General features: G+C 69.9%; 22 protein-coding genes. 17 read left to right on the forward strand and 5 right to left on the reverse strand.

Annotated elements, in window-relative coordinates; all coding sequences use genetic code 11:
* Positions 1-26 precede the first annotated feature (26 nt).
* The gene (locus QTI51_RS15335) at positions 27-1,286 is read right to left on the reverse strand and encodes an MFS transporter (protein WP_286514890.1); all 1,260 of its coding nucleotides are present in this window, start codon (positions 1,284-1,286) and stop codon (positions 27-29) included.
* A gap of 92 nt (positions 1,287-1,378) precedes the next feature.
* Here QTI51_RS15335 and QTI51_RS15340 point away from each other — a divergent pair, with 92 nt between their 5' ends.
* Positions 1,379-2,371, forward strand: coding sequence for a GlxA family transcriptional regulator (locus QTI51_RS15340; RefSeq protein WP_286514891.1), 993 nt, complete (start codon positions 1,379-1,381; stop codon positions 2,369-2,371).
* On the opposite strand, the gene QTI51_RS15345 is transcribed toward QTI51_RS15340, so the two are convergent.
* Positions 2,348-3,250 carry a LysR substrate-binding domain-containing protein gene (locus QTI51_RS15345; RefSeq protein ID WP_116913433.1) on the reverse strand — a complete coding sequence of 301 codons (903 nt, stop codon included), beginning with the start codon at positions 3,248-3,250 and terminating at the stop codon, positions 2,348-2,350. The two genes, QTI51_RS15340 and QTI51_RS15345, sit on opposite strands and share 24 nt — an antisense overlap.
* Before the next feature lie 109 nt (positions 3,251-3,359).
* On the opposite strand from QTI51_RS15345, the gene QTI51_RS15350 reads away from it, so the two are divergent.
* Genes QTI51_RS15350 through QTI51_RS15370 form a run of 5 tightly spaced genes read left to right on the forward strand, consistent with a single transcriptional unit; the run spans position 3,360 to position 9,545 of the window.
* Positions 3,360-4,331: a tripartite tricarboxylate transporter substrate binding protein gene (locus tag QTI51_RS15350; RefSeq protein ID WP_116913432.1), complete on the forward strand. Its 972-nt coding sequence runs from the start codon at positions 3,360-3,362 to the stop codon at positions 4,329-4,331.
* Positions 4,332-4,354: 23 nt separating this feature from the next.
* Positions 4,355-6,493: an acetate--CoA ligase family protein gene (locus QTI51_RS15355; RefSeq protein WP_286514892.1), complete on the forward strand. Its 2,139-nt coding sequence runs from the start codon at positions 4,355-4,357 to the stop codon at positions 6,491-6,493.
* Positions 6,486-7,274, forward strand: a complete 789-nt coding sequence (locus QTI51_RS15360) for an enoyl-CoA hydratase/isomerase family protein (protein WP_286514893.1) — start codon at positions 6,486-6,488, stop codon at positions 7,272-7,274. Before QTI51_RS15355 ends, QTI51_RS15360 begins: the two co-directional genes overlap by 8 nt.
* 5 nt (positions 7,275-7,279) lie before the next feature.
* Positions 7,280-8,719, forward strand: coding sequence for an aldehyde dehydrogenase family protein (locus QTI51_RS15365; protein ID WP_286514894.1), 1,440 nt, complete (start codon positions 7,280-7,282; stop codon positions 8,717-8,719).
* 13 nt (positions 8,720-8,732) lie between these two features.
* Positions 8,733-9,545 (forward strand): enoyl-CoA hydratase, encoded by an 813-nt coding sequence (locus QTI51_RS15370; RefSeq protein ID WP_286514895.1) that lies wholly within the window; start codon positions 8,733-8,735, stop codon positions 9,543-9,545.
* Positions 9,546-9,569: 24 nt separating this feature from the next.
* Here the strand turns inward: QTI51_RS15370 and QTI51_RS15375 are convergent, their stop codons facing one another.
* On the reverse strand, positions 9,570-11,210 hold the full coding sequence (locus QTI51_RS15375; RefSeq protein ID WP_286514897.1) for an alpha-amylase family glycosyl hydrolase: 1,641 nt from the start codon (positions 11,208-11,210) through the stop codon (positions 9,570-9,572).
* A gap of 32 nt (positions 11,211-11,242) precedes the next feature.
* On the opposite strand from QTI51_RS15375, the gene QTI51_RS15380 reads away from it, so the two are divergent.
* The 5 genes from QTI51_RS15380 to QTI51_RS15400 all read left to right on the forward strand — a co-directional run bounded on the left by QTI51_RS15380 (position 11,243) and on the right by QTI51_RS15400 (position 18,939).
* Entirely contained in the window at positions 11,243-12,907 is a 1,665-nt protein-coding gene (locus tag QTI51_RS15380; protein WP_286514899.1) for an alpha-amylase family protein, read from the forward strand.
* 394 nt (positions 12,908-13,301) lie between these two features.
* Positions 13,302-15,878, forward strand: a complete 2,577-nt coding sequence (gene nirB, locus QTI51_RS15385; RefSeq protein WP_286514900.1) for a nitrite reductase large subunit NirB — start codon at positions 13,302-13,304, stop codon at positions 15,876-15,878.
* 43 nt (positions 15,879-15,921) lie between these two features.
* The gene (gene nirD / locus QTI51_RS15390; RefSeq protein WP_286514901.1) at positions 15,922-16,263 is read left to right on the forward strand and encodes a nitrite reductase small subunit NirD; all 342 of its coding nucleotides are present in this window, start codon (positions 15,922-15,924) and stop codon (positions 16,261-16,263) included.
* 61 nt (positions 16,264-16,324) lie between these two features.
* Entirely contained in the window at positions 16,325-17,137 is an 813-nt protein-coding gene (locus QTI51_RS15395; protein ID WP_116913424.1) for a formate/nitrite transporter family protein, read from the forward strand.
* Between the two features lie 41 nt (positions 17,138-17,178).
* Entirely contained in the window at positions 17,179-18,939 is a 1,761-nt protein-coding gene (locus QTI51_RS15400) for a bifunctional protein-serine/threonine kinase/phosphatase (RefSeq protein WP_286514903.1), read from the forward strand.
* 84 nt (positions 18,940-19,023) lie between these two features.
* Here QTI51_RS15400 and QTI51_RS15405 read toward each other — a convergent pair whose 3' ends face one another.
* Positions 19,024-19,302 carry a hypothetical protein gene (locus QTI51_RS15405; protein ID WP_286514904.1) on the reverse strand — a complete coding sequence of 93 codons (279 nt, stop codon included), beginning with the start codon at positions 19,300-19,302 and terminating at the stop codon, positions 19,024-19,026.
* A gap of 472 nt (positions 19,303-19,774) precedes the next feature.
* Positions 19,775-20,809: a Bug family tripartite tricarboxylate transporter substrate binding protein gene (locus QTI51_RS15410; protein ID WP_286514905.1), complete on the reverse strand. Its 1,035-nt coding sequence runs from the start codon at positions 20,807-20,809 to the stop codon at positions 19,775-19,777.
* 91 nt (positions 20,810-20,900) lie between these two features.
* On the opposite strand from QTI51_RS15410, the gene QTI51_RS15415 reads away from it, so the two are divergent.
* The 6 genes from QTI51_RS15415 (at position 20,901) to QTI51_RS15440 (ending at position 26,749) form a co-directional block, all read left to right on the forward strand.
* Positions 20,901-21,404, forward strand: coding sequence for a MarR family winged helix-turn-helix transcriptional regulator (locus QTI51_RS15415; RefSeq protein WP_286514907.1), 504 nt, complete (start codon positions 20,901-20,903; stop codon positions 21,402-21,404).
* A 149-nt stretch (positions 21,405-21,553) separates the two neighbouring features.
* The gene (locus QTI51_RS15420; protein ID WP_286514909.1) at positions 21,554-22,819 is read left to right on the forward strand and encodes an MFS transporter; all 1,266 of its coding nucleotides are present in this window, start codon (positions 21,554-21,556) and stop codon (positions 22,817-22,819) included.
* Positions 22,820-22,849: 30 nt separating this feature from the next.
* Positions 22,850-23,293 (forward strand): hypothetical protein, encoded by a 444-nt coding sequence (locus QTI51_RS15425; protein ID WP_286514911.1) that lies wholly within the window; start codon positions 22,850-22,852, stop codon positions 23,291-23,293.
* Between the two features lie 150 nt (positions 23,294-23,443).
* On the forward strand, positions 23,444-24,436 hold the full coding sequence (gene ku / locus QTI51_RS15430) for a non-homologous end joining protein Ku (protein ID WP_286514912.1): 993 nt from the start codon (positions 23,444-23,446) through the stop codon (positions 24,434-24,436).
* Positions 24,437-24,569: 133 nt separating this feature from the next.
* Positions 24,570-24,905 carry a hypothetical protein gene (locus QTI51_RS15435; RefSeq protein ID WP_286514913.1) on the forward strand — a complete coding sequence of 112 codons (336 nt, stop codon included), beginning with the start codon at positions 24,570-24,572 and terminating at the stop codon, positions 24,903-24,905.
* The gene (locus tag QTI51_RS15440) at positions 24,905-26,749 is read left to right on the forward strand and encodes a RecQ family ATP-dependent DNA helicase (RefSeq protein WP_286514915.1); all 1,845 of its coding nucleotides are present in this window, start codon (positions 24,905-24,907) and stop codon (positions 26,747-26,749) included. The genes QTI51_RS15435 and QTI51_RS15440 overlap by 1 nt, the downstream gene beginning before the upstream one ends.
* The last annotated feature ends 4 nt before the right edge of the window (positions 26,750-26,753 follow it).

Consider the following 26,753-nt stretch of genomic DNA (forward strand, 5'->3'; position numbering starts at 1 on the left):
CGCGAACGGATGCCGTCGCTTCTGCCTCACGCTGCCTTCACCGCCGCAGCATGCCGCGCCGAGCGCACCCAGACGAAGGTCATGCCGGCCGCGAGCAGCACCACCGGCAGCATCGCGGCATTGAGCGGCGCCCAGCCGAAGTGGTCGAGGGCGGGGCCGGCGGCCAGCGTCGCGAAGGCGGTGCACACGTTGCGCAGCAGCTCGGCGGCGCCTTGCGCGCGGCCACGCTCCTGCGGCCGATACGACTGCGCCAGCAGCGTGGTGCCGCCCACGAACATGAAGTTCCAGCCCACGCCCAGGCAGAACAGCGCCGCGTAGAAGGCGGGCAGCGTGGTCGAGTTCATCGCGACCACCGAGCACACCACGTTGAGCACCATGCCCAGGCTCACCACCCGCGCCAGGCCCCAGCGCTGGATGAGCGCGCCCGCGAACGGCGCCGGCGCGTACATGCCCACCAGGTGCCACTGCATGATGCCCGCGCCGTCGTTGATCGAATGGTTGCAGGCCACGGCGGCCAGCGGCGCGGCCGTCATCACGAACATCATCGACACCGAGCCCACCACGTTGTTGGCCAGCGCGGCAATGAAGATCGGCTGGCGCGCGATGTCGCGCAGCGGCCGCGGCGGGCGCGTGTCGACCGGCGCGCCCGGCGCGGCCTGCGCCTGCGTGTCGCGGTACAGCGCCAGTATCAGCACGACCGACACCGCGCCCAGCACCGCGACCATCAGGTACGCGCCCGCGAACAGCACCGGTGGAAAGAGGTCCTTGCTCCACGCCGCCAGCGCCGGCCCCGCCACGGCCGCGACGACCCCGCCGGCCAGCACCGTCGACACCGCGCGGCTCTTGTCCGCGGCCGCCACGCCGTCGGCCGCCGCCAGCCGGTAGAACTGCGCGAAGGCCTGGTACACGCCCACCAGCGCCGTGCCGGCGCAGAACACCCAGAAGTCGTCGTGGAACACCGCCCACACCGACACCAGCCCGCCCGCCGTGCCCGCGAGCGCCCCCAGCGTGAAGCCGCCGCGCCGGCCGATGCGCTGCATGAGCAGCGAGGCGAACCACGTGGCCACCGCGCCCGCCACCGTGATGAGCGCGAAGGGCAGCGTGGCCAGCGACTTATCGGGCGCGAGCATGTGCCCCGTGAGCGCCGTGAGCGTGAGGTCGATGGACACGGCCGCTGTGTAGAGGCCCTGGCAGATCGCGAGCACGCGCGCGTCGCGGCGGCCTGTAACGGACGTGGCGGACGCGGCGGACGTCGCGGACGTAGGGGTGGAGGGCGTGTCGGTCATGGAAGGACGTGAGCAAGGCAAGGGCGTTTGACACCACCGACTCTATGCACCGACACTGCGGCAAGAAAGACATATTTCCCTCATAAAGTGACATGACCCATTCCGTCGCCTTCCTGCTCGTTCCCGAGTTCCAGCTGCTGGACATGGCGGGCCCGCTGTCGGTGTTCCAGGTGGCGGCCGAGCTGGGGCGCAAGCGGCGCGGCCCGGCCTACGAGATCTCGGTGCTGTCGGAGCGCGGCGGGCGCGTAACGTGCTCGGCCGGGCTAGAGATGCAGACGCGCAGCTGGCGTGGCACCCATACCGATACGCTGGCCGACACGCTCGTCGTGCCCGGCGGCTGGGGCGCGCGAAAGCCCGGCGCCGCCACGCCCGCGCTCATGCAGCACCTGCGCGCGGCATTCGCGGCCAGGCGGCGCGTGGCCAGCGTGTGCACCGGCGCTTTCCTGCTGGCCGAGGCGGGCCTGCTCGACGGCCGCCGCGCCACCACGCACTGGCGGCAGGCCACGCGGCTGCAGCGGGAGCACCCCGGCGTCACCGTCGATGCCGACCGCATCTTCGTGCGCGACGGCAACGTGTGGAGCTCGGCCGGCATCGCCGCCGGCATCGACCTGGCGCTGGCCATGGTCGAGGCCGACCTGGGCGCGGACATCGCGGGCGCCGTGGCGCGCGAGATGGTGGTCTACCACCGGCGCGCGGGCGGGCAGTCGCAGTTCTCGGCGCTGCAAGACCTTGCGCCGCAAAGCGAGCGCATGCGCGCCGTGCTGGCGCACATCGGCGAAAACCTGACGGCCGACCTCGGCATCGAGCGGCTCGCCGACGTGGCCTGCGTGAGCCCGCGCCAGTTCATGCGCGCCTTCAAGGCCGAGACCGGGCAAACCCCGGCCAAGGCCGTGGAGCGCATTCGCGCCGAAGTCGCGCGCGCGCACATCGAGGGCGGCGACAGCAGCATCGAGGCGGTGGCGCGGCTCACCGGCTTCGAAGACACCGAGCGCATGCGGCGCGCCTTCGTGCGCGTGTACGGCCAGCCGCCGCAGGCCCTGCGGCGCGTGGCGCGGGCCGGTTCACTGGTCGCGCAGCAGCGCTGACGCGAGCAGGTTCACCCGCGAGGCCACCAGCCGCGCGCCGTCCGACAGCGGCCTTTGCCGCGAGAGGCTCAGCGCAATGGTCCGCCGAATGCCGGGGCTCGCCACCCGGCACGCGCCGAGCAGGCCCGCCTCCACTTCCTGCGCCACCGCCGTCTTCGGCAGCAGGGTGAAGGCATGGCCGCTGGCCGCCACGTCTTTCATCGACGTGGCGGTGTCCACCTCCATCACGATGTCGAGCTCGATGTTGTGCCGCCGCGAAAGCACGTCGAGCGTGGCGCGCAGGCCGTTGGGCACGGCCGGCAATACCAGCGGCAGGCCGGCGAGGGCGCGAAACGGCATCGTCGGCCCCGCGAGCTCGGGGCGGCCCGCCTTGCCGACGAGAAAGGTGTCGACCTTGCCGAGCACGTCTTCGCCGCGCAGCGCCGAAGAGCCGTAGCGGTTGACGACGATCATGTCGAGCCGGCCGGAGGCCAGCTGCTCGTCCAGCGTGCCGCTGAAACCCTCCAGCACATGCAGGCGCAAGGCCGGCGCCCGCTCGCGAATGTCGGCCAGCAGCCTTGGCAGCAGTTGCCGCGAGAGCGAAGGCAGCACGCCCACATGCACGGTGCCGGTCAGCACGCCGGCCGCCTCGCTCGCGGTGGTGTCGAGCTGGTGCACCTGGTCGAGCACGCGCTTGACCTCCGGGTACATGCGCTTGCCGAAGTCGGACAGCGTCATGCCGCGCCCGGTGCGCTCGAACAGCCGCCCGCCCCACGCGGCCTCGAGCATGGAAATTTGCCGGCTCACCAGCGACTGCGCGGTGTCCGACGCAATGGCCGCGCGCGACAGCGACTGCATGTCCGCCACGAGCAGGAAAGTGTCCAGCTGCTTGAGTTTCATGGTTTCACTTTAATGGAAAGCTGAAATCCATTCATTCGTCTTTCTGGAAATGAGCGCGCGGCCTAACCTCGGCGTTGCAAACCCATAAAAGGAGACAAGCTTGAAACTCATGCACTCGCTGTGCGCGGCGCTGGCCCTGCCGCTGCTGCTGGCCTCGCCCCTGTCGCACGCCCAGGACACGGCCTACCCCAGGCAACCTGTCACCCTCGTCGTGCCGTTCCCGCCCGGCGGCCCGACCGATTCGATGGCACGGCTGCTGGCCCAGAAGCTCGGCGACAGGCTGGGGCAGCAGGTCATCATCGACAACCGGGGCGGCGCCGGCGGCGGTATTGCCGCCGAACTGGTGGCGCGCGCACCGGCCGACGGGCAGATGCTGTTCTTCGGCACCACCGGCACGATGGCCATCAACCCCAGCCTGTACAAGAAGCTGCGCTACGACCCGGTGAAAGACTTCGCGCCGGTCAGCCTCATGGCCACGACCATGAACGTGCTGGTCGTCAGCCCGCAGGTGCCGGCGAAGAACCTGGCCGAACTGGTCGCGCTGGCCAAGGCGAAGCCGGGCGAGCTCACCTACGGCTCCGCCGGCAACGGCAGCTCCAACCACCTGTCGGGCGAGCTGTTTCGCAGCACCGCGGGCATCCAGATCAATCACATTCCGTACAAGGGCTCCGCGCCCGCGCTCATCGACCTGCTGGGCGGGCGGCTGTCGATGATGTTCGACACCATCGCCCAGCAAACGCAGAACCTCGCCGCCGGCAAGGTGCATGCGGTGGCCGTGACGGGGCCCAGGCGCTCGCCGCTGCTGCCCAACGTGCCCACGGCGCAGGAGGCCGGGCTCAAGGGCTTCGACGTGACGATCTGGTACGGCGTGCTGGCCCCGAAGGCCACGCCCGCGCCGGTCATCGACCGGCTGCAGCGCGAGATCGCCGCCATCATGGCCACCGACGACATGAAGAAGCGCATGGAGGCCGACGGCGCCGAGGCGCGCAGCACCACGCCGGGCGAGTTTGCCGCGCTCATCAAGAGCGACACCGCCAAGTGGGCGCCGGTGGTGAAGAACTCCGGCGCCAGCCTCGACTGAACCGCACGCTCCCCATGAATTCCATGCTCGATCCTCGCCTGAAGACGGCGTTCTCGCCGCAACGCATCGCCGTCGTCGGCGCCACCGAAGACCGCAACAAGGTCGGCGGCCGGCCGCTGCACTACCTGCAGCGCTTCGGCTTCCGCGGCGCCATCTACCCGATCAACCCGAAGCGCGAAACGGTGCAGGGCCTGCGCGCGTACCCCTCGCTCGACGCGTTGCCCGAGGCGCCCGACGTGGCGATCGTGGCGGTCGGCCAGGAGGCCGTGGCCGGCGTGATCGACCAGTGCGCCGCGCGCGGTGTGGCCGCGGCCATCGTCATGAGCTCGGGCTTCGGCGAGACCGGCGCCGCCGGCATGGCGCTGCAGCATGCGCTGGTCGCGCAGGCGCGCCGCCTCGGCGTGCGCCTGGTCGGGCCCAACGCGCAGGGCGTGGCCAACTTCCAGACCGGCGCGGTGATGAACTTCAGCACCATGTTCATGGAGGTCGCGCCGCAGGACGGGCCCGTGGCCATCGTCAGCCAGAGCGGCGCGGCCAGCGTGATGCCGTATGCGATGTTGCGCGAGCGCGGCGTGGGCGTGCGCTACCTGGTCGCGTCTGGCAACGACGCCGATGCCTCGGTGTGCGAACTGGCGCTGGCCGCCGCGGCCGACCCCGACATCCGCGTGGTGCTGATGTACATCGAGTCGCTGGGCGACCCGGCGATGCTGGCCGAGGTGGCGCGCGTGGCCGGCGCGCGCGGCGCGGCGGTGATCGCGCTGAAGTCGGGCCGCAGCGCGCACGGCGCGAAGGCGGCCGCGTCGCACACAGGTGCCATCGTCAACGACGACGTGGTGGTCGACGCCTTTCTAGAGCGCCACGGCATCTGGCGCGCGAAGGACGTGCACGGCCTGGTCAACGCCGTCGAGCTGTACCTCGCGGCGCCGCCGCGGCCTGCCGAGCGGCTGGTGGTCATGAGCCACAGCGGGGCGGTCGGCGTGCTGTGCGCGGACGCGGCCGAGTCGCTGGGGCTGCCGCTGGCGGAACTGGGCGCGCCGGTGGTGAAGGCGCTGGCCGCGATCATGCCCAGCTTCGCGACCGCGCAGAACCCGGTCGACCTCACGGCGTCGCTGATGACCAAGGGGGGCATGTACGCCGACACGCTCGGCGCGCTGGCGGCCGACCCGCAGGCCGACATGTTCCTGGTCGGCGTGCCGGTGGCCGGCGAGGGCTACGACGTGCCGGGCATGGCCCGCGACACGGCCCGCTTCGCGGCGTCGCGCGGCAAGCCGACGGCGGTATCGGCGCCGCAGGCGTCGGTGCGCGAAGCCTTCCGTGCCGCCGGCGTGCCGGTGTTCGCGCACGAGACCGATGCCATCGACGCGCTGCACCAGTGGAGCCGGCACGGCGCGCTGCTGCGGCAGGCGGCGGCGCGCAGCGCCCTGGCTGGCGCCGTGGCAACGGTGCCTGCATTGCCCGCGATGCATGCAGCGGCCGGGAGCGACGAGCCGCTGCTGAGCGAGGCCGACAGCCTCGCGCTGATTGCCGAAGCCGGCATTCCCACCGTGCCCTACCGCCTGTGCCGCAGCGCCGACGAGGCGGTGCAGACATGGCGCGCCCTGGGCCCGGACGTGGTGGTCAAGGCCTGCTCGGCGCGCATTCCGCACAAGAGCGAGCACGGCCTGGTCTTCGTCGGCCTGCAGACGGCCGAAGCGGTCGTCGATGCCTGGACCCGCTGCACGCAAAAGGTCGCGGCCATGGGCGTGCCGCTGGACGGCGTGATCGTCGCGCAGCGCGTGCGCGGCCGCCGCGAGTTCGCGCTCGGCGTGCGGCAAGACCCGCTGTTCGGCACGGTGGTCATGGTGAGCGACGGCGGCAAGTACGTGGAGGCGCTGCGCGACTTCGTCGTGCTGCTGCACCCGTTCTGCGAGGCCGACGTGCTCGCCAAGCTGCGCAGCCTGCGCATCGCGCCCGTGCTGGCCGGTGTTCGCGGCGAGAACCCGGTCGACCTGCAAGTGGTGGCCCGAGCGGCGGTGGCGCTCGGCGCGCTGGCCGCCGCGCACCCGAAGGCGATCGCGTCGGTCGACCTGAATCCGTTGATCGTCGGCGACGAAGGGCAGGGCGGCTGGGCCGTCGACGCGGTGATCGAGCGCGCCGCACGCAAGGAGCATGGGCATGAATGACACGGTTCTTGTACAGCAGCGCGACGGCATCGCTGTCGTCACGCTCCACCGCCCCGCGGTGATGAACGCGGTCGACCCCGAGCTGCGCCAGGGCCTCACCGGCGCGCTGCGAGCGCTCGACGCCGACCCCGCCGTGCGCGCGCTGGTGCTCACCGGCAGCGGCGAGCGCGCCTTCTGCGGCGGCCAGGACCTGGACGAGTCGGCCACCATCGACACCCACACGCTGGCCGGCTGGCTCAACCGCCAGCACGCCATGTACCAGGCGGTGCGCGACGTGACCAAGCCGATCGTGGCCGCGCTGAACGGCACGGCGGTCGGCGCGGGCTTCCAGATGGCGCTGATGTGCGACCTGCGGGTGGCGCATGCCACGCTGCGCATGGGGCAGCCCGAAGTCAGGGCCGGCCTGGCGAGCGTGGTCGGCTCGTACCTGATGTCGCTGCAGATCGGCCATTCGCTCAACCAGCAGCTGTCGCTCACCGGCGAGCTCATCACCGGGCAGCGCGCTTTCGAGCTGGGGCTGGTCAACGACCTGGTCGAGCCCGCCCAGGTGCTGCCACGCGCGCTGGAACGCGCGAGCGCCTTGGCCGCATTGCCGGGCGCCGCGCTGCGCACCACCAAGCAGCGCTTTCGCGAACGCACGCAGCCGGGCTTCGAGGAAGCCTGCAGCGCGGGCATTCGCTACCAGCTCGAGTGCTACTCGACCGGCGAGCCGCAGCGCGCGATGCGCGAGTTCATCGCGCGGCGCGACGCGGCCCGCACCCCGAAACCCCCCAACAAATGACCCGCATGACAAGCCACACCCACCTCTTCATCGGCGGCGCCCTGGTGCCCGCGCACGGCGAGCACGACCTGCCCGTGGTCGACAGCTTCACGGAGGCGAGCTTCGCCTCATACCGCAGCGCGTCGGCGGCCGACGTCGACGCGGCAGTGGCCGCCGCGCGCGGCGCGTTCGAAGGCTGGGCCGCGACACCCGTGGCCGAGCGCATCGCCGCCGTGCGCCGGGTGGCCGCGGCGCTGCGCGAGCAGGCAGAGGCCCTGGCCATCGCCATCTCGCGCGAGGTCGGCATGCCGCGCAAGCTCGCGGCCCGCATCCAGGTCGGCGCGCCCCTCGCGGCGTGGGACATGTACGCCGACCTCGCGGCCGAATTCGAATGGACATCGCGCATCGGCCACTCGCTGGTGCAGCAGGTGCCCACCGGCGTGGTGGCCTGCATCACGCCGTGGAACTATCCGCTGCACCAGATCACCGGCAAAGTCGCGCCCGCGTTGCTCGCGGGGTGCACCGTGGTGCTCAAGCCCTCGGAGCTCGCGCCCACGAGCGCCTTCCTGCTGGCCGAGGCCGTGCGGCAGGCCGGGCTTCCGCCCGGCGTGTTCAACCTGGTGCACGGCGTGGGCGCGGAGGTGGGAGACGCACTGGTGCGCCACCCGGGCGTCGACATTGTGTCGTTCACCGGCTCGACGCGCGCCGGGCGCCACATTGCATCGGTGGCCGGCAGCGACATCAAGCGCGTGGCGCTCGAGCTGGGCGGCAAGTCCGCCGCGCTCGTGCTGCCCGGGGCCGACCTGGCGCTGGCCGTGAAGGCGACGCTGGCCGGCTGCATGCTCAACTCGGGCCAGACCTGCTCCGCGACCACGCGCCTGCTGGTGCCGCGCGCGTCGCTCGCCGAAGCCGAGGGCATCGCGCGGGAGCTGATCGCCGGCTATCGCATGGGCGACCCGGCGGACGGCGCCACGCGGCTCGGCCCGCTGATCTCCAGGGCGCAGCAGCAGAAGGTGTCGGGCCTGATCGACGAGGCGCTCGCGGCCGGCGCGCGGCGCATCGAAGCCGACACCCCGGTGCCCGCGCATGGCTTCTTCGTGCCGCCCACCGTGCTCACCGACGTCGAGCCCGGCATGGCCGTGGCACGGGAAGAGGTCTTCGGCCCGGTGCTGGTGCTGATGGCTTACGACGGCATCGACGCCGGCATTGCCTTGGCCAATGGCACCGACTACGGCTTGGCCGGCGCCGTGTGGGGCCCTGTCGCCGCGCAGACGCTGGCCGTCGCGCGCCGCCTGCGCGCCGGGCAGGTCGACATCAACGGCGCGCCCTTCAACCCCGCGGCGCCCTTCGGCGGTTTCAAGAAATCCGGCATCGGGCGCGAGAACGGCCGCTTCGGCATCGAGGAGTTCCTCGAGCCGGTCTCCCTGCAGTTGCCGCCGGCCTTCATGGCGTTCACCCCCACCTGATTCGACACACCCCATGACTTTCCAACAGATCATTTACCAGGTCGACGGCCCCGTCGCCACCATCACGTTCAACCGGCCGGGGCAGATGAATGCCCTGACCAAGGTGCTGGAGGCAGAGCTGCGCACCGCCATCGAAACCGCGGGGCGGGACAAGGCCGTGCGCGCCATCGTGCTCACCGGCGCGGGCCGCGCCTTCTGCGCGGGCATGGACATGGAAGAGCTCGCCGTGCTGCCGCCCGAGGACATCCAGGCCGAGGAATGGATGCGGCCCTACGACATGAACCGGCGCGCCGACTACCAGACGCGGTACACCTACTTTCCCGCCGCGCCGAAGCCCATCATCAGCGCCATCAACGGCGCGGCCGCCGGCCTGGGGCTGATCATGGCGCTGTACAGCGACTTCCGCATCGCCTCCGACAAGGCGGTGTTCGCCACCGCCTTCGCCAAGCGCGGGCTGATCGCCGAGCACGGCATCGCCTGGATCCTGCCGCGCATCGTGGGGCATGCCAACGCCACCGACCTGCTGCTGACCTCCCGCAAGATCGATGCGGCCGAGGCCCTGGCCATGGGCCTCGTCAACCGCGTCGTGCCGGCGGACGAGCTGTTGGCGCAGGCGCTGGCGCTGGCCGCGACGCTGTCGAGCGAGGTGTCGCCCCGCTCGGTGCGCGTGATGAAGCAGCAGCTGTGGGAGGCGCCGTGGCAGACCCTGGGCGAGGCCGTGGCGCTCGCGAATGCCGAGATGGTGCAGAGCATTCGCAGCGAGGACTTCACCGAGGGCGTGCAGCACTTCGTGGAGCGGCGGCCTGCGCGGTTCACGGGGCGCTAGCCGCGTGGAGCTGCTCGCTCCCCACTACTCGTTGGCACAGGCCAGCACCACGCCTTCAAGCGCCTGCAACGTCAGCACCCCGCCCTGAAGGCCCGCTCGCTCGGGCCGGGTGCTCGCGAGCACGTCGGCTTTCGCACCGAACACCGACCCATCGATGTCCCGCGGCGCCTCCGCGAAGTTCAGCAGCACCACGAGCCGCCGCTGCGCGAAGGTGCGCGCATACGCCACGACGTCCGCGCCCGCGTCCACCGGTTCCCATGCGCCGGCGTGCAACGCGGGCTCCGCGCGCCGCAGCGCGATCAACCGGCGGTACAGCGCCAGCATCGACGCCCCATCGGCCTGCTGCAGCTCGACGTTGTGCGTGGCCCAGTCGTCCGCCAGCCGCAGCCAGGGCCTGCCCTGGCTGAACCCCGCGTGCTCGGCGGCGCTCCACTGCATCGGCGTGCGCTGCGGGTCGCGGCCCAAGCCCTTGCCCGGCTCGTTCTTCTCGAACGGGTCTTGTACCTCATCGGGCGGAATGGGCACGTCGGTCATTCCAATTTCGTCGCCGTAGTAGAGCGTGGGCGTGCCGCGCAGGGTCAGCAGCAGCATGGCCGCGAGCCTGGCGCGCAACGGACCGACGCGGCTGGCGATGCGGGGCTTGTCGTGGTTGCCGAGCACCCAGTTGGGCGCCGCGCCCGGCGGCAGCGCGGCTTCGTAATCGCGCACCAGCCGGCGGATGACATCGGCCTGCCACTGCGCGCCGATGAGCTGGAAGTTGAACGGCAGCTGCACGCCCTGCAGCACGCCGTTGCCGTCGAGCCCGTAGTACGCCATCAGGCGCGCCAGCGGCAGGTAGAGCTCGCCGATCAGCACGCGCTCGCCCTGTGCGTCGCTGAAGGCGTCGACCACGGCGCGCATCTCGCGCACGATGTCCTGCACCTCGGGAAGGTCGGCGGTGTACAGCGGCAGCAGGCTGTGCGACGGGTCGCCGCCCGGCACGAACGCCGGGTTGGCCGGGTTGTCGCGAAACAGCGCGTCCTTCACCAGGTGGTACAGCACGTCGATGCGAAAACCGTCCACGCCGCGGCGCAGCCAGAAGCGCAGCGCCTCGTACATGGCCGCGCGCACGTCGGGGTTGCGCCAGTCGAGGTCGGGCTGCTCGCGCAGGAACGAGTGCAGGTAGTACTGGCCGGTGGCCGCGTCGAGCGTCCAGGCCGGGCCGCCGAAGTTGCTGAGCCAGTTGTTCGGCGGGCCGCCGTCCGGCGCGGGGTCGCGCCAGATGTACCAGTCGCGCTTCGGGTCCTGCCGCGAAGACCGGCTCTGCGTGAACCACGGGTGCTGGTCGGAGGTGTGGTTGGGCACGAAGTCGAGAATGACCTTCAGCCCGCGCGCGTGCGCGCCGCGCACCAGTTCGTCGAAGTCCGCCAGCGTGCCGAAGCGGGCGTCGATGCCGCAGTAGTCGGATATGTCGTACCCGAAGTCGGCCATTGGTGAGGGGTAGATCGGCGAAATCCAGACGGCATCCACGCCGAGCGCCACCAAATAATCGAGCCGTTGCCGGATGCCGCGCAAGTCGCCGATGCCGTCGCCGTCGCTGTCCTGGAACGAACGCGGGTAGATCTGATAGACGATGCCGTTCTTCCACCAGCTGTCGGGCGACGGGGGGGTTTGCCTGGGGTCCATGTGTGCGAGTCCTTCCCTGAAAGCAGGAATGCATGATCAAAGACCTTTGGTATAAGAACGCCGTCGTCTACTGTCTGTCGGTCGAGACCTTCATGGATGCGAACGGCGACGGATGCGGCGACTTCGAGGGCCTCACGCGCCGGCTCGACTACCTCAACGGGCTGGGCGTGTCCACCATCTGGCTCATGCCGTTCCAGACCTCGCCGGGCCGCGACGACGGCTACGACGTGGCGGACTACTACAACGTCGACCCCCGCTTCGGCACGCTGGGCGACTTCGTGGAGTTCACCCACGCGGCCGCGCAGCGCGGCATGCGCGTGCTGATCGACCTGGTGGTCAACCACACCTCCGACCAGCACCCCTGGTTCCAGGAAGCCCGGCGCGACCGCAACAGCAAGTACCACGACTGGTACGTGTGGGCCGAGCGCAAGCCGCCGCGCGCCGACGACGGCGTGGTGTTTCCCGGCGTGCAGAAATCGACCTGGACCTACGACAAGCTCGCCAGGCGCTGGTACTTTCACCGCTTCTACGATTTCCAGCCCGACCTGAACACCAGCCATCCGATGGTGCAGGCCGAGATACTGAAGATCATGGGCTTCTGGACGCAGCTGGGCGTCTCGGGCTTTCGCATGGACGCCGTGCCGTTCGTCATCGCCAGGAAGGGCGCCGACGTGAAGGGCCCGAGCGAGCAGTACGACATGCTGCGCCAGTTCCGCGAGCTGATGCAGTGGCGCAAGGGCGACGCCGTCATCCTCGGGGAGGCCAACGTGCTGCCCAAGACCGACATGCAGTACTTCGGCGACGAAGGCGAGCGGCTGCACATGATGTTCAACTTTCAGGTCAACCAGAACCTGTTCTATGCGCTGGCCAGCGCCGACAGCCGCCCGCTCGCCAAGGCGCTGGCCGCCACGCGGCCGCGCCCGGCCACGTCGCAATGGGGCATGTTCCTGCGCAACCACGACGAGCTGGACCTCGGGCGCCTGAGCAAGGCGCAGCGCGAGCGCGTGTTTGCGGCCTTTGCGCCCGACAAGGACATGCAGCTGTACGACCGCGGCATCCGCCGGCGCCTGGCGCCCATGCTGGGCAGCGACCGGCGCCGGCTCGAGCTGGCGTACAGCCTGATGCTCACGCTGCCGGGAACGCCCGTGCTGCGCTACGGCGACGAGATCGGCATGGGCGACGACCTGGCCCTGCCCGAGCGCAACTGCGCGCGCACGCCCATGCAGTGGTCCACCGAGCCGCACGGCGGCTTCACCGCCGCGCGCAAGCCGGTGCGCCCGGTGATCAGCGGCGGCGCCTACGGCTTCGAGCACGTCAACGTGGCCGCGCAGCGACGCGACCCCGAGTCGCTGCTGAACTGGATGGAGCGCGCCCTGCGCATGCGCAAGGAAATTCCGGAGGTGGGGTGGGGCGACTTCGAGGTGCTCGCGCACCCGTCCGCTCAGGTGCTGGTGTTGCGCTACGACTGGCGCAACAACTCGGTGCTGTTCGTGCACAACCTGTCGGAGCAGCCGATGGAGTTCGAGTTGCCGGCGCGCAAGATCGGCCCCGACGGGGCGCGGCTCACCAACCTGCTGACCGAGGCGCACAGCAACGCCGACAAAAAGGGGCGGCATTGCATGCTGCTGGAGCCCTACGGCTACCGCTGGTTCAGGGTCGGCGGGCTGGGGTACCTGCTGCAGCGCAGTGAGATCTGAGCAGAGCTGAATCAGCCTCTGTAGCGAGCTGCCGCCCCTGTTCGCACCAGCGGCGGGCCGCACCAAACGGACCTTGGCTGCGCCAAAACGGCGCACCCTCTCGCCTTGCCGTCCGGCGCCGGAGCCCAATTTGGTGCAACTCAACCCGCGCAACCCCGTGAACACGCGGCACGGATGTTGCACTGCACTCCCCACTGTCCCGCGGCAACGTCGCTGCGGCAAGACAGACCCCCGCCAATGACGGCGACACGAGCGAGCTGAAGGCGCAGGCCGACGGTTCGTCCGCTTCAACCCGATTTGCATCCGTTTCCAGGCGGGGGCTCACCGTGACCGTTGCATCTTCAACGCGTCGTCGGTCTGCACCTTCCGAGGCCGGGTGTGTGCAGGAACCGACATGAAAATCGCAGTGATTGGCCACGGCATGGTGGGCCACAAGTTTCTGGAGCAGCTCCACGAGCTCCAGCTCGCGCAGGCCGAAGTCACCGTGCTGTGCGAGGAACCCCGCGCGGCCTACGACCGGGTTCACCTGTCCGAATTCTTCTCCGGCAAGACGGCCGACGACCTCTCGCTGGTCGAGCCCGGCTTCTTCGAGCGCAGCGGCTTCACGCTGCGGCTGGCCGCCCGCGCGGTGGCGATCGAGCGGCGCAACAACACCGTGACCACCGCCGACGGCGAGGTCATCGGCTACGACAAGATGGTGCTGGCCACCGGCTCCTCGCCCTTCGTGCCGGCCGTGCCCGGGCGCGACCGGCCTAACTGTTTTGTCTACCGCACCATCGAAGACCTGGAGGCCATGAAGGCCTGCGGCGCGCGCTCCAGGAGCGGCGTGGTCGTGGGCGGCGGGCTGCTGGGGCTGGAATGCGCCAAGGCGCTGCGCGACATGGGCCTGGACACCCACGTGGTCGAGTTCGCGCCCCGGCTCATGGCGGTGCAGGTCGACGAGGGCGGCGGCCGCGCGCTGCGCAGCAGCATCGAGGCGCTGGGCCTGCACGTGCACACGGGCCGCAACACGGTGGAGATCACCGATGGCGCCACCGCGCGCCACCGCATGGTGTTCGCCGACGGCACGTACCTGGAGACCGACATGATCGTGTTCTCCGCCGGCATTCGCCCGCGCGACGAGCTGGCCCGCCAGTCGGTGCTGGCGGTGGGCCCGCGCGGGGGCGTGGCCATCGACAGCCATTGCCGCACCAGCGACCACGACATCTACGCGGTGGGCGAGTGCGCCTCGTGGAACGAACAGACCTTCGGCCTCGTGGCGCCGGGCTACGACATGGCGCGCGTCGCGGCGAAGCACATCGCGGGGCAGGCCGACGCGGCCTTCACCGGCGCCGACATGAGCACCAAGCTCAAGCTCATGGGGGTGGACGTGGCCAGCATCGGCGACGCCCACGGCAAGACACCCGGGTCGCGCGCGTACCAGTACGTGAACGAGCACAAGCAGGTCTACAAGAAGATCGTGGTCAGCAGCGACGGCAAGCAGCTGCTGGGCGCGGTGCTGGTGGGCGACGCGGCCGAGTACGGCACGCTGCTGCAAATGGCGCTCAACGGCATCGCGCTGCCGGCGGACCCCGAGTTCCTGATCCTGCCGGCCAGCGACGGCCAGGCCCGCCCCGGCCTGGGCGTGGACGCGCTGCCCGACACCGCGCAGATCTGCTCTTGCAACGACGTGAGCAAGGGCCGCATCTGCGCGGCCGTGGGCGAGGGCGCGTGCACCGTCGCCGAGATCAAGGCCTGCACCAAGGCCGGCGCCACCTGCGGCGGCTGCGTGGCGCTGGTGGGCCAGGTCATGAAGGCCGAGATGGCCAAGCGCGGCATGGCCGTGAACAACCACCTGTGCGAGCACTTCGCGTACTCGCGCCAGGAGCTGTACCACCTGGTTCGCGTGGGCGAGATCCGCAGCTTCGACGACCTGCTCGCGCGCCACGGCAAGGGCCTGGGCTGCGACATCTGCAAGCCCACCGCCGCGAGCATCTTCGCCTCGTGCTGGAACGAGTTCGTGCTGAAGAAGAACCTGGCCAGCCTGCAGGACAGCAACGACTACTTCCTGGGCAACATCCAGAAGGACGGCAGCTACTCGGTGGTGCCGCGCATGCCGGGCGGCGAGGTGACGCCCGACGGGCTCATCGCCGTGGGGCAGGTGGCCAAGAAGTACGGCCTGTACACCAAGATCACCGGCGGCGCGCGCGTGGACATGTTCGGCGCGCGTGTCGAGCAGCTGCCCGCCATCTGGGAAGAACTGATTGCCGCCGGCTTCGAGTCGGGCCACGCCTACGGCAAGTCGCTGCGCACGGTGAAGAGCTGCGTGGGCTCGACCTGGTGCCGCTACGGCGTGGACGACAGCGTGGGCCTGGCCGTGGAGCTGGAGAACCGCTACAAAGGCCTGCGCGCGCCGCACAAGATCAAGTTCGGCGTGTCGGGCTGCACGCGCGAATGCGCCGAGGCGCAGGGCAAGGACGTGGGCATCATTGCCACCGAGCGCGGCTGGAACCTGTACGTGTGCGGCAACGGCGGCATGAAGCCGCGCCACGCGGAGCTGCTCGCCTCCGACCTGTCGAAGGCAGAGCTGGTGCGGCTCATCGACCGCTTCCTGAGCTTCTACGTGCGCACCGCCGACCGCCTGCAGCGCACCAGCACCTGGCGCGAAAGCCTGGAAGGCGGGCTCGGCTACCTGAAAGACGTGCTCGTCAACGACAGCCTGGGGCTCGCCGCCGAGCTCGAGGCGCAGATGCAGCACGTGGTCGACACCTACCAGTGCGAGTGGAAGACCGCGGTGACCGACCCGGTGACGCGCCAGCGCTTTCGCTCCTTCGTCAACAGCGAGAAGCCCGACGAGCACATCGTGTTCGTGCAGGAGCGCGGGCAGGTGCGCCCGGCGCGCGCGCACGAGCGCAGCGCCGCACAGAGCGCCACTCAGAGCGTCGCGCAAAGCGCCACGGCCCCGGCCGCCACCGATGTCGAAACCGCCTGAACCCGAAGGACACGTAGCCATGAACGCAGCCACGAAAGCAGCCATGACCACCGACCAACCGCAATGGACCGCCGTGTGCGCGGCCAGCGACATCCTCCCCGACACCGGCGTGTGCGCGCTCGTGGGCGGCGTGCATGTCGCCATCTTCAGCGTGGGCCGCGAGCAGGCGCTGTTCGCCATCGACAACGTCGACCCCAAGGCGCAGGCCAGCGTGCTGTCGCGCGGGCTCGTGGGCAGCCTGGGGGACCGCATCGTGGTCGCCTCGCCTCTCTACAAGAACCACTTCGACCTGCGCAGCGGCGAGTGCCTGGAGGCGCCCGAGCACTCGGTGCGCGCGCATGCGGTGCGCGTGTACGAAGGGCGCGTGCTGGTCGCGCTGGGCTGACATCGCCGCACGTTGCGCCTCTTGCGCATTCAGTTTCTTTTTTCGTCTTCAAGGAATCTTCATGGCCTACCTAGCCCCCGCCGAGTTCGTGACCAAGATGGTCGACGCCGGTGAATCCAAGCTGCTCATGTCCACGCGCGACACGCTCATTCGCTCCTACATGGCGGGCGCCATCCTGGCGCTGGCAGCGGCCTTTGCGGTGAGCATCACCGTCAACACGGGCAACGCGCTGGTCGGCGCCATGCTGTTCCCGGTCGGTTTCATCATGCTTTACCTGCTGGGCTTCGACCTGCTCACGGGCGTGTTCACGCTGGCGCCGCTGGCCGTGCTCGACAAGCGGCCCGGCGCCACCTGGGCCGGCGTGCTGCGCAACTGGGGCCTGGTGTTCGTCGGCAACTTTGCCGGCGCGCTGACGGTGGCGGTGTTCATGGCCATCATCTTCACCTTCGGTTTCAGCGAGGCGCCCAACGCCATCGGCGAGAAGCTGGGCCACATCGGCGAAGGCCGCACCGTGGGCTACGCCGCGCACGGCGCCGCGGGCATGCTCACGCTGTTCATTCGCGGCGTGATGTGCAACTGGATGGTGTCCACCGGCGTGGTGGCCGCCATGATGTCGACCACCGTGTCGGGCAAGGCCATCGGCATGTGGATGCCGGTGATGGTGTTCTTCTACATGGGCTTCGAGCACTCCATCGTCAACATGTTCCTGTTTCCCACCGGCTTGCTGCTGGGCGGCAAGTTCACGTTCATGGACTACCTGATCTGGAACGAGATTCCCACCGTGCTGGGCAACCTGGTGGGCGGCCTGACCTTCGTGGGCCTCACGCTGTACGCGACGCACTACAAGACCTCGCCCAAGCGGGCTGTGAACTGAGCCGCTTGCTAGCAGGCGCAGATGCAAGCCGGAGCCGCGAGGTGAGCTTGCGCATATCGCTCGGCCAGCACTCGCTGGCGCGGCCCGGCTCCATCAACCAGGACTTCCACGGCGCCATGCTGCCCCAGGGCGCGCAGCGCGCGGCCAAGGGCATCGCGGTGGCGCTGGCCGATGGCATCGGCTCCAGCCGCGTGAGCCAGGTGGCGAGCGCCGCTGCCGTGCGCGGCTTTCTGGACGACTACTACGCCACCTCCGAGGCCTGGTCGGTGCGCCGCGCGGCGCAACGCGTGCTGGGCGCGACCAACTCGTGGCTGCACGCGCAAACCATGCGCAGCGATGCGCGCTTCGACAAGGACAGCGGCTACGTCTGCACCTTCAGCGCGCTGATCGTCAAGGGCCGCGAGGTGCATCTGCTGCACGTGGGCGATGCGCGCATCTACCGGCTGCATGCGCACGCGCTGGAGCAGCTCACCGACGACCACCGCGTGCACGTGTCGTCGCAGGAGTCTTACCTGGGCCGTGCGCTGGGCGCGGGGCCCAACGTGGAAATCGACTACCGCAGCTGGCAAGCGGAAGTGGGCGATGTCTATCTGCTGGCCACCGATGGTGCCTACGCGCACCTCGATGCCGCCGCGGTGCACGACGCGCTCGCGCGCTGCGCGCACGACTTCGATGCGGCCGCGCGAGAGCTGGTGCTGACCGCGCAGGCACGGGCGCAGGCCAGCGGCAGCGAAGACGACTGCACGGTGCAGCTGCTGCGCATCGACGCGCTGCCCGCCGCCGACGTGGCGCAGCTGCACCGGCAGCGCGAAGGCCTGGCGATCGCGCCCACGCTGGGGCCCAGGGATCGCTTCGAGGGCTTCACCCTCGTGCGCGAGCTGCATGTGAGCTCGCGCAGCCACGTGCACCTGGCGATGGACGACGCCACCGGCCAGCCGGTGGTGCTGAAGCTGCCTTCGGTCGACCTGCGCGACGACGCGGACTACCTCGACCGCTTCGTGCTCGAGGAATGGGTGGCGCGGCGCATCGACAGCGTGCATGTGCTGAAGGCCGGCGCGCAAGAGCGCGCGCGGCGCCACCTGTACGTGGCCATGGAGTACGTCGAAGGCCAGACGCTGGCGCAATGGATGGTCGACCACCCCGTGCCCGCGCTGGACGACGTGCGCGGCATCGTCGCGCAACTGGCGCAGGGGCTGCAGGCGCTGCACGGCAAGGAGATGCTGCACCAGGACCTGCGCCCCGAGAACGTGATGATCGACCGCGCGGGCACGGTGAAGATCATCGACCTGGCTTCGGCGCATGTGGCCGGTTTGGCGGGTTTGGCTGGCATGGCCGACGGCACGGGAGAGACCCGGCCGTTGGCCATCGAAGGCACCTTGCAATACACCGCGCCCGAGTACTTCGTGGGCGACGGCGGCAGCGTGCGCTCCGACCTGTTCTCGCTGGCCGTCATCGTCTACCAGATGCTCACGCGGCAGCTGCCCTACGGGTTGCAGGCGGCGCGGGTGCGTTCGCGGGCGGACGTGAGCCGGCTGCGCTATGTGCCGGTGCGTCACTTCAGGCCCGACCTGCCGGCGTGGGTCGACGCGGTGCTGCGCAAGGCGCTGAACCCCGAGCCGGCGAAGCGGCAGCAGGCGGCGTCTGAATTCGTGCAGGACCTGAAGGCGCCGGGGCAGGAGTTTGTGTCGCCGCGGCGCGCGGCGCTCATCGAGCGCAACCCGGTGCGCTTCTGGCAGGGCACGACGGTGTTGCTGGCCGCGCTGTCGGTGGTGTTGCTGGGGGCGCTGGTGCTGGGGCGTTGATGTCGTTGTGCATGGCTATGGCCGGCGCTGTGGTTCAAGACGCAAAAGACGGACTGCGAAAGTCGCAGCCCGCCAGACCGGCCGCTAGCCGCCGGTCGCAGGCGCTCCTCTTCGCGCCTTCTCGCTCACCTGAAACAGTTCTCCCGCCTTGCGCGCCAAATCGGCCGCAAGCCAAAGCAGGTTGTCCAGCTGTTGCGGCCCGCTGCCGCTGCACCAGTCGATGTCTTCCCCGTGGCAGACCCACAGGAGCGCTTCGAGTTGAGAGAGTGTGTTTTCCAGAAGATCCGCCGGAGCTTGTGTGTCTTGGGCGCTGTCTTCGGAAGCTCCGGGCGTGGGTGGCCGGGCTATAGTCTTGGTAGCCATTTTTGTGCGTTCCTTTAGAGGGTAAGCGCACTTCTTTGGTTAGACGGTCGGGGTGTTAGTTGCACTCCGGCCGTCGCCTTTGGTACCTCGCATACGCATCGATGCTGTGCGCATCGACAACCTGCCGCGAGGTAAGCAGCCTTTCAAGAGTGTGTCTGTCGGGTGGGTTAACGCCTTCCTTGTTCCCTTGGCGGGAAGTTGAGTAGCAGGGGCGTCCACTTTAGGCAGGAGCGCGCGCGGTGTGGCAACTTCGCGCGGCACGAAGTCGCGATTCGCGCCAACAAATGCAGCTTCCGGCGTGCTGCGTGGAAGCAAGTTTGGGCAATCGCGGGGCACGCACCGCGCAGGTGTCAATCGGCAATCTTTCCGCGCGGAATTGACGATTCAAAACGCCTGTGACCTGGGCGTGATCCGGGCGTGACCCGGGCGTGATCGGCGGGCCGCGCACAGCGCGCGCAGCCGAGTTAAAGCCTCAGTCGTTCGCCTGGAAGTTCACCGCCTTCATGATGCCGGCCCACCGCGCCGTGTCTTCCCGCATCGTCTTCAACAGCGCCTCGGGCCCGTCGCCCACCGGGTACATGCCGTTCTGCAGCAGCTGCTGGCGCACCTCGCGCGAATTGACGGCGCGCATGAACTCGGCGCGCAGCTGGTCGACCACCGGCTTGGGCGTTTTCAGCGGCGCGTAGTAGGCGAACCAGGCGGTGGCTATCACGTTGTTCTGGCCGCCTTCCACGAAGGTGGGCACGTTGGGCATCAACGGGGAGCGCTTGTCGCCGCTGGTGGCCAGCACCTTCACGCGCCCGCTGGGCAGCATCTGCAGCGCGCCGCCCACGGTGTCGAAGTAGGCGGGCACGGTGCCGCCCATGACGTCCTGGCGCGCGGGGGTGGAGCCGCGGTAGGGCACGTGCACCATGTTCAGCCCGGCCGAGCGGTTGAGCATCTCGCCCAGAAAGTGCGACGGCGTGCCCGCGCCGTAGGACGCGAAGCTCACGCCGCCGGGCTGCTTCCTGGCCCACGCGATGAACTCGGGCAGGGTGTTGGCGGGCACGTCCTTGTGCACCACCAGGGCCAGCTCGAAGCGCGCGGCGTTGACGATGGGCTGAAAGTCCTTGATGGGGTCGTACGACAGGTTCTTGTACGCGCTGGGGAACATGGTCATCATGCCGGCCGTGCCCAGCAGCACGGTGCGGCCGTCGGGCGCGGCGGTTTTCACGGCCTCCACGGCAATGCGGCCGGCGGCGCCGGAGCGGTTGTCGACCACCAGCGGGCCGAGCGAATCGCGCACCTCTTGCGCAATGGCGCGCGTGAGCACGTCTTGCGTGCCGCCGGCCGGCACGCCGATGAGCACGCGAATGGGCGTGCCCGGCGTGATGGCCGGCTGGGCCTGCGTCGTGCCGAACGGCGCCATGGCCGTCACCACGGCCGTGCCGCCGATGGCGGCCAGCACGCGGCGCCGCCGCAGGGTGGCGGGGCGTGTGGTGGGGTGTGTGGTGGGGTGTGCTTTCAACTGTCTTGTCTCCGTGTCGGGTTGGCTTTTGCGGCCACTTTAGAGCGCGGACAATTGATTCATCTAATCAATCATTCCCTGGGCAAACCCTATGCAAGCGCCGCTGCGCCCGCTCGACGACCTGCTGCTTTACCGCACCAGCCGGCTGCTGTCGGTGGCGGGCGGCATGGTCATTCGCCTGTGCGAGGGCCGCTTCGGCATCACGCGGCGCGAATGGCGGCTGGTGGCCACGCTGGCCGGCCATGGCGCGCTGGGCTCGTCGCAGCTGGCGGAGCACGCGCAGCTCGACCGGGCGCGCACGTCGAAGGCGGTGAGCTCGCTGGTGCAGAAGGGCATCGTCTCGCGCGAGCAGCCCGCGGGCGACCGGCGCCACGTGCTGCTGCGCCTGACCGCGCCGGGCACGGCGCTGTACGCCGAGCTGTACCCGCTGGTCTGCGCGATCAACGCCGAGCTGCTGGGCGCGCTCGACGCGCACGAGGTCGCGCTGCTCGACGGCATGCTGCAGCGCCTGCACGCGCGCGGCGAGGCCATGGTGGCCGCGGCCGACCTGCCCAAGGCCGACCGGCGCCGCCGCGACGCGCCCACGCCGCGTTGAAGGGGGGCGCCCCGCTGCGGCGGGATGGGGGCGCCGTGCAGACATCGGCCAACAGCGACAAAATGGCCGGCCCCCTGCAGTCGCCTCGTCCTTCCTGTGCTTGACGCGCGACGGCCCTTGGGGCGCCTACACAGAACTCTTTCCCGCGCATGTCTTCTCCCCCAGCCGCACCTTCTTCCCCGTCTGCCTCTTCTTCGTTTTCGCTGCGGCGCATCGCCGTTCCGGCCTTCGGCCCCTCGCTGCTGTTCGGCCTGGGCGAGGGCGCCATCCTGCCCATCGTGCCGCTCACGGCGCGCGAGCTGGGGGCGTCGGTGCCCATCGCGGCGCTGATGGTGGCGCTCATCGGCATCGGCTCGCTGCTCAACAACATTCCAGCCTCGATGATCACCATGCGCTGGGGCGAGCGCTGGGCCATCGTGGTGGCGGGGGTGTGGAGCGGGCTGGGCATGGCGCTGTGCGTGGGCACCTCGCACCTGGGGCTGTTCGCCACGGGCTGCTTCATGGTCGGCATGTCGCAGGCCGTGTACAACCTGGCACGCCAGAGCTACATGACGGAGGCGGTGCCGCCCGAGTTCCGGGCGCGGGCGCTGTCCACGCTGGGCGGGGTCATGCGCATCGGCATGTTCGCCGGGCCCTTCCTGGCGGCGGGCGCGGTGCATGCGTACGGCCTGCCGGCGGCGTATGTGGTGGGCATCGTCGCGGTGATGGGCGCGGCGGCGCTGGGGGCGCGCATTCCCGACCTGGAGGTGCCGCCGGCCCCGCCCGGGCACGTGGCGCCTGCGCCGACCACCATCGTGTCGACGCTGCGCGACCACCGGCGCGTGTTTCTCACGCTGGGGCTGGGGGTGATGCTGGTGAGCGCGGTGCGCGCGTCGCGCCAGGCCGTGATTCCGCTGTGGGCCGACCACCTGATGCTGGCGCCCTCGGTCGCTTCGCTGATCTACGGGCTGGCCGGCGGCATCGACATGCTGGTGTTCTACCCCGCCGGCAAGGTGATGGACCAGAAGGGCCGGCGCTGGGTGGCCGTGCCTTCGATGCTGATCATGGGGCTGGCGATGCTGCTGATGCCGCTGACCACCGGCACCCTCACGCTGCTGCTGGTGGCGCTGGCCATCGGCTTCGGCAACGGCATCGGCTCGGGAATGATCATGACGCTGGGCGCCGACCACTCGCCGCGCCACGGCCGCGCGCACTTCCTGGGGGTGTGGCGGCTCATGTCGGACATCGGTTCGTCGTGCGGCCCGGCGCTGCTGTCGTTCCTGGCGGGCAGCCTGTCGCTGGCCTCGGGCATCGCCGCCATCGGGTTGATCGCCTTTGCCGCGGCGGGCGCGCTGGCGTACTGGATTCCGCGGCCGGGCAAGGCAGTAAAGGCCGCTGAGGCCGCCAAGGCAGAAAGCGCCACGCCGGGCGCGTAGGTCGAACCACGTTCCAACGCAGGAGCCGACATGAGCACCAGGAAAGCACCGAAGACAGCCAAGACCGCGAAGACGGCCAAGACCGCCGCAGCGTTGCGCCGCATCGCCGTCCACGTCGAAGAGCCGCAGCCGGGTCGCTTCGCCTGGGTGCTGAGCGAGCTGTCCGACGAGGCCGAACCGTCTCTCACGGTGATCGCCCAGGCCGGCAAGCCTGTGCGCAGCTACCAGCAGGCGATGGCCCAGGGGTTGTGGGCGCTGCAGTCGATGGTCGACGACCTGGAACTGGGGCCGCGCGAGACGGCATCCGTCGCCGCTTCTTCGCGCGGTGCAAGCGCGGGCAGCCGGAAGAAAGCCAGCGAGCGGGAAGACCGCGAGCATGAAGACGACTCGCATGAAGACAAAGACGAAGCTGCGGATTCCCCGCCGCCCAAGGGCACGTCGCGCACCGCCTTCGGCTTCGGGCTGATCGGCTAGCGGCGTTTTCTGGTCGGCGGCTGGGGCACCGTCCCACACCGGCGCGCGCGCGAGGGCGGCAGCCTTCCATGGTCGGCGTTCGGCAAGGGCGAGTTGCGTGCCGCCGTTCGCTTTCCCTATCCATCGCTTCAGCGCAGAAGGAACCTTCTCATGGCCACCAGCAGCAGAACCTTGTGGAAGGGCGCGATCACCTTCGGGCTCGTTCACATTCCCGTGGGCTTGCACACCGCCAGCACCGAGCAGGGCGTGGACTTCGACTGGCTCGACAAGCGCAGCATGGACCCGGTGGGCTACAAGCGCATCAACAAGAAGACGGGCCGCGAGATCGACAAGGACAACATCGTCAAGGGCTTCGAGTACGAAGACGGCAAGTACGTGGTGATCTCGCCCGACGAGATCGAGGCGGTGTACCCGCGCACCACGCAGACCATCGAGATCCAGCGCTTCATCGACGCCAACGAGATCCCCTTCGTGTACCTGGAGCGGCCCTACTACGTGGCGCCCATCAACAAGGGCCAGAAGGTGTACGCGTTGCTGCGCGAGGTGCTGGTCAAGACCGGCAAGGTCGGCCTGGCCAAGGTGGTGATCGCCACCAAGCAGCACCTGGCCGTGCTGGTGCCCTCGGGCAAGGCGCTGGTGCTGAACCTGCTGCGCTGGGGCGACGAGGTGAAGACGCTCGACGGGCTCGACCTGCCCGCCGCGGGCGTGAAGGGCGCCCACCTGACGCCCGCGGAAATGAAGATGGCGCAGCAGCTGGTGGAGGACATGTCGGGCAAGTGGAACCCCGAAGACTTCAAGGACGAGTTCAAGCACGCGGTGATGAAGATCGTCGACAAGAAGGTGAAGGCGGGCGACACCGAGACGGTGATACAGCCGGAGGAAGAAGCACCGGGCGAAAGCGCGGAGGTGATCGACCTGACGGAGTTGCTGGCGCGCAGCCTGCGAGGGGGAAAAAGCGCGAAGGGCGCGAAGGCCACGACCGGCAAACCAGCGGCGGCGAAGAAGGCAACGGCCAAGACAGCCGCCAAGCCCAAAGCAAAGACAGCCACGAAGACAACCGCAAAGACAACCGCCAAGTCCGGCAGCGCCTCGCGCAAGACCGCCGCCACCCATCGCGAGCCACCGGCACGCAAGGCCGCCTGAAACGAATCGATGCGATGTAAAGCGCCGTGAGGCACGGGGACGCGCCGATCTCCTACTTTGCCGCCGCGCCCGAGCGTCCACGCTCTGTGAAAACCCCGGCACCCGGGGCACTTTTCATCAAGGAGCACCACACATGGCAACCAGCAGCATCCTGGGCGGCGAGCACGCCCCGGCCGAACCCAAGGGCAGCGACGAAGACAGCCTGGGCCCGAGCGATTCCAGCGACAGCGGCAGCGACGCCGCAGGCACCGGCAACCGCGCCGAGGCGGAAGGCGGGCTCGAGGAAGCGACCAACGCGGACATCCTTCCCGACAGGGTGGGCGTGTTTCCCGACTCGGCTTCCGAAGTGTCCGATTCGGTCGACGACCCGGACGCCGTGAACGCGGAGGACCTCGCGGACCTAGACGACGAGGATTTGGCCGACAGGGACGCGGAGGCCGACCCCGAAGACAGCGAAGCAGCGCGCTGATGGCAGGCACGCGACACGGCCCGTCGGCCGTCACCCGACGCCCCACCGCCGCCGATGCGGACCGCGCGTTGCGCCAGGTCTTCGGTCACGCCCGCCTGCGCAGCGGGCAGGCGCAAGTCATCCAGCGCGTGATGGCGGGCGAGTCGACGCTGGCGGTCATGCCCACGGGCGCCGGCAAGTCGCTGTGCTACCAGCTGCCCGCCGTGCTGTTCGCGGGCCGCACGGTGGTGGTGTCGCCGCTGATCGCGCTCATGAAAGACCAGTGCGACAAGCTGCGCGGCCTGGGCATCCACGCCGTGCAGGTGAACAGCGCGCTCGGCGCCGACGAGCTCGCGCAGGCCGAGCAGGCCATCGACGACGGTAGCGCGCGCATCGTGCTGACCACGCCCGAGCGGCTGGCCGCGCCGGCCTTCCAGCAGCGGCTGTCGGCGCACCCGATCGCGCTGGTGGCGGTCGACGAGGCGCATTGCATCTCGCAGTGGGGGCACGACTTCAGGCCTGCGTTCCTGGACATCGGCCCGGCCATCAAGGCGCTGGGCAGCCCGCCGGTGCTGGCGCTGACGGCCACCGCGAGCGACGAGGTGGCCGCCGACGTCATGAAGTGCCTGGGCATTCCGCGCGCCGGGCTGGTCGACACGGGCGCGTTTCGCTCCAACCTGCATTTCGCCGTCGAGCAGCTGGCGGACGACAAGGCGCGGCTGCAACGCACCGTCGAGTGGGTGCGCCAGGCGCCGGGCTGCGGCATCGTCTACGCCGCCACGGTGAAGGCTGCGCAGCAGGCCTACGAGGCGCTGCGGGCCAGCGATGAGTCGGTGGCGCTGTACCACGGCAAGCTGGGCGCCCGCGAGCGCAGCGACGCGCAGGAGGCCTTCATGGCCGGCACCGCGCGGGTGATGGTCGCGACCAACGCTTTCGGCATGGGCATCGACAAGCCCGACATCCGCTTCGTGCTGCACTGCCAGATGCCGTCGAGCCTGCACGCCTACTACCAGGAGGCGGGCCGCGCCGGGCGCGACGGGCTGCGCGCACGCTGCGTGCTTCTGTTCCAGGCACGCGACCGGGCGGTGCAGCAGTTCTTCCTGGCGGGCAAGTACCCGCAGCTGGAAGACCTGGACGCCATCTACCGGCAGCTGCTGGCCGAGCCGCCGCAGGAACATCCCCACCAACAACAGCAGGAACATCCGCAAGGCTGGACCACCGCGGCCCTGCTCGACGCGCTGGACCGCCCCCGCACCAAGATGCAGTCGGGCATCGCGCTGCTGAGGCAGGAGAAGGTGATCAAGATCGACCGGCGCGGCCACGTGTCGCTCAGGCAAGGCCCGAGTGCCGCCATCGACTTCGCGCCCATGCTCGACGCCTACAAGGCGCGGCGCCTGCAAGACCGCGAGACGCTGGAGCGCATGCTGTCGTACGCCCAATCGGGCCAGTGCCGCTGGCACCTGCTGCTGGACGACCTGGACCCGGCCGCGGCCATGAAGCGCTGCGGCGTGTGCGACAACTGCCAGCGCATCGCCGCGCACGAGGTCGCGATGGCGCAGCCCATCGTCGTGGGGCCGGAGACGGTGAGCGCGGCGGCGGGTGGCGCGCCAAATTCCACGACGACGACAACGACAACGCCGCCACAGGAAAAGGCGACCCCGGCGTTCGCGGCCAGCGACCCGGTGCGCGTGAAGCGCTTCGGCGAAGGCGTGGTCGTGGCGGCGGACGCGGGCGCCGTCACGGTGGAATTCGCCGATGGCAGCCGGCGCTGCTTTCACCCGGACTACGTCAGCCGCCGGCGGGCTGCGCGTGCCGCGCTGGCGGCACCGACTCGGCGGAGCGCCTTGGTCCGCCTGGCGGGATAGGTCT

It is taken from the genome of Variovorax sp. J22G73 (assembly GCF_030317035.1).
Lineage (GTDB): Bacteria > Pseudomonadota > Gammaproteobacteria > Burkholderiales > Burkholderiaceae_C > Variovorax.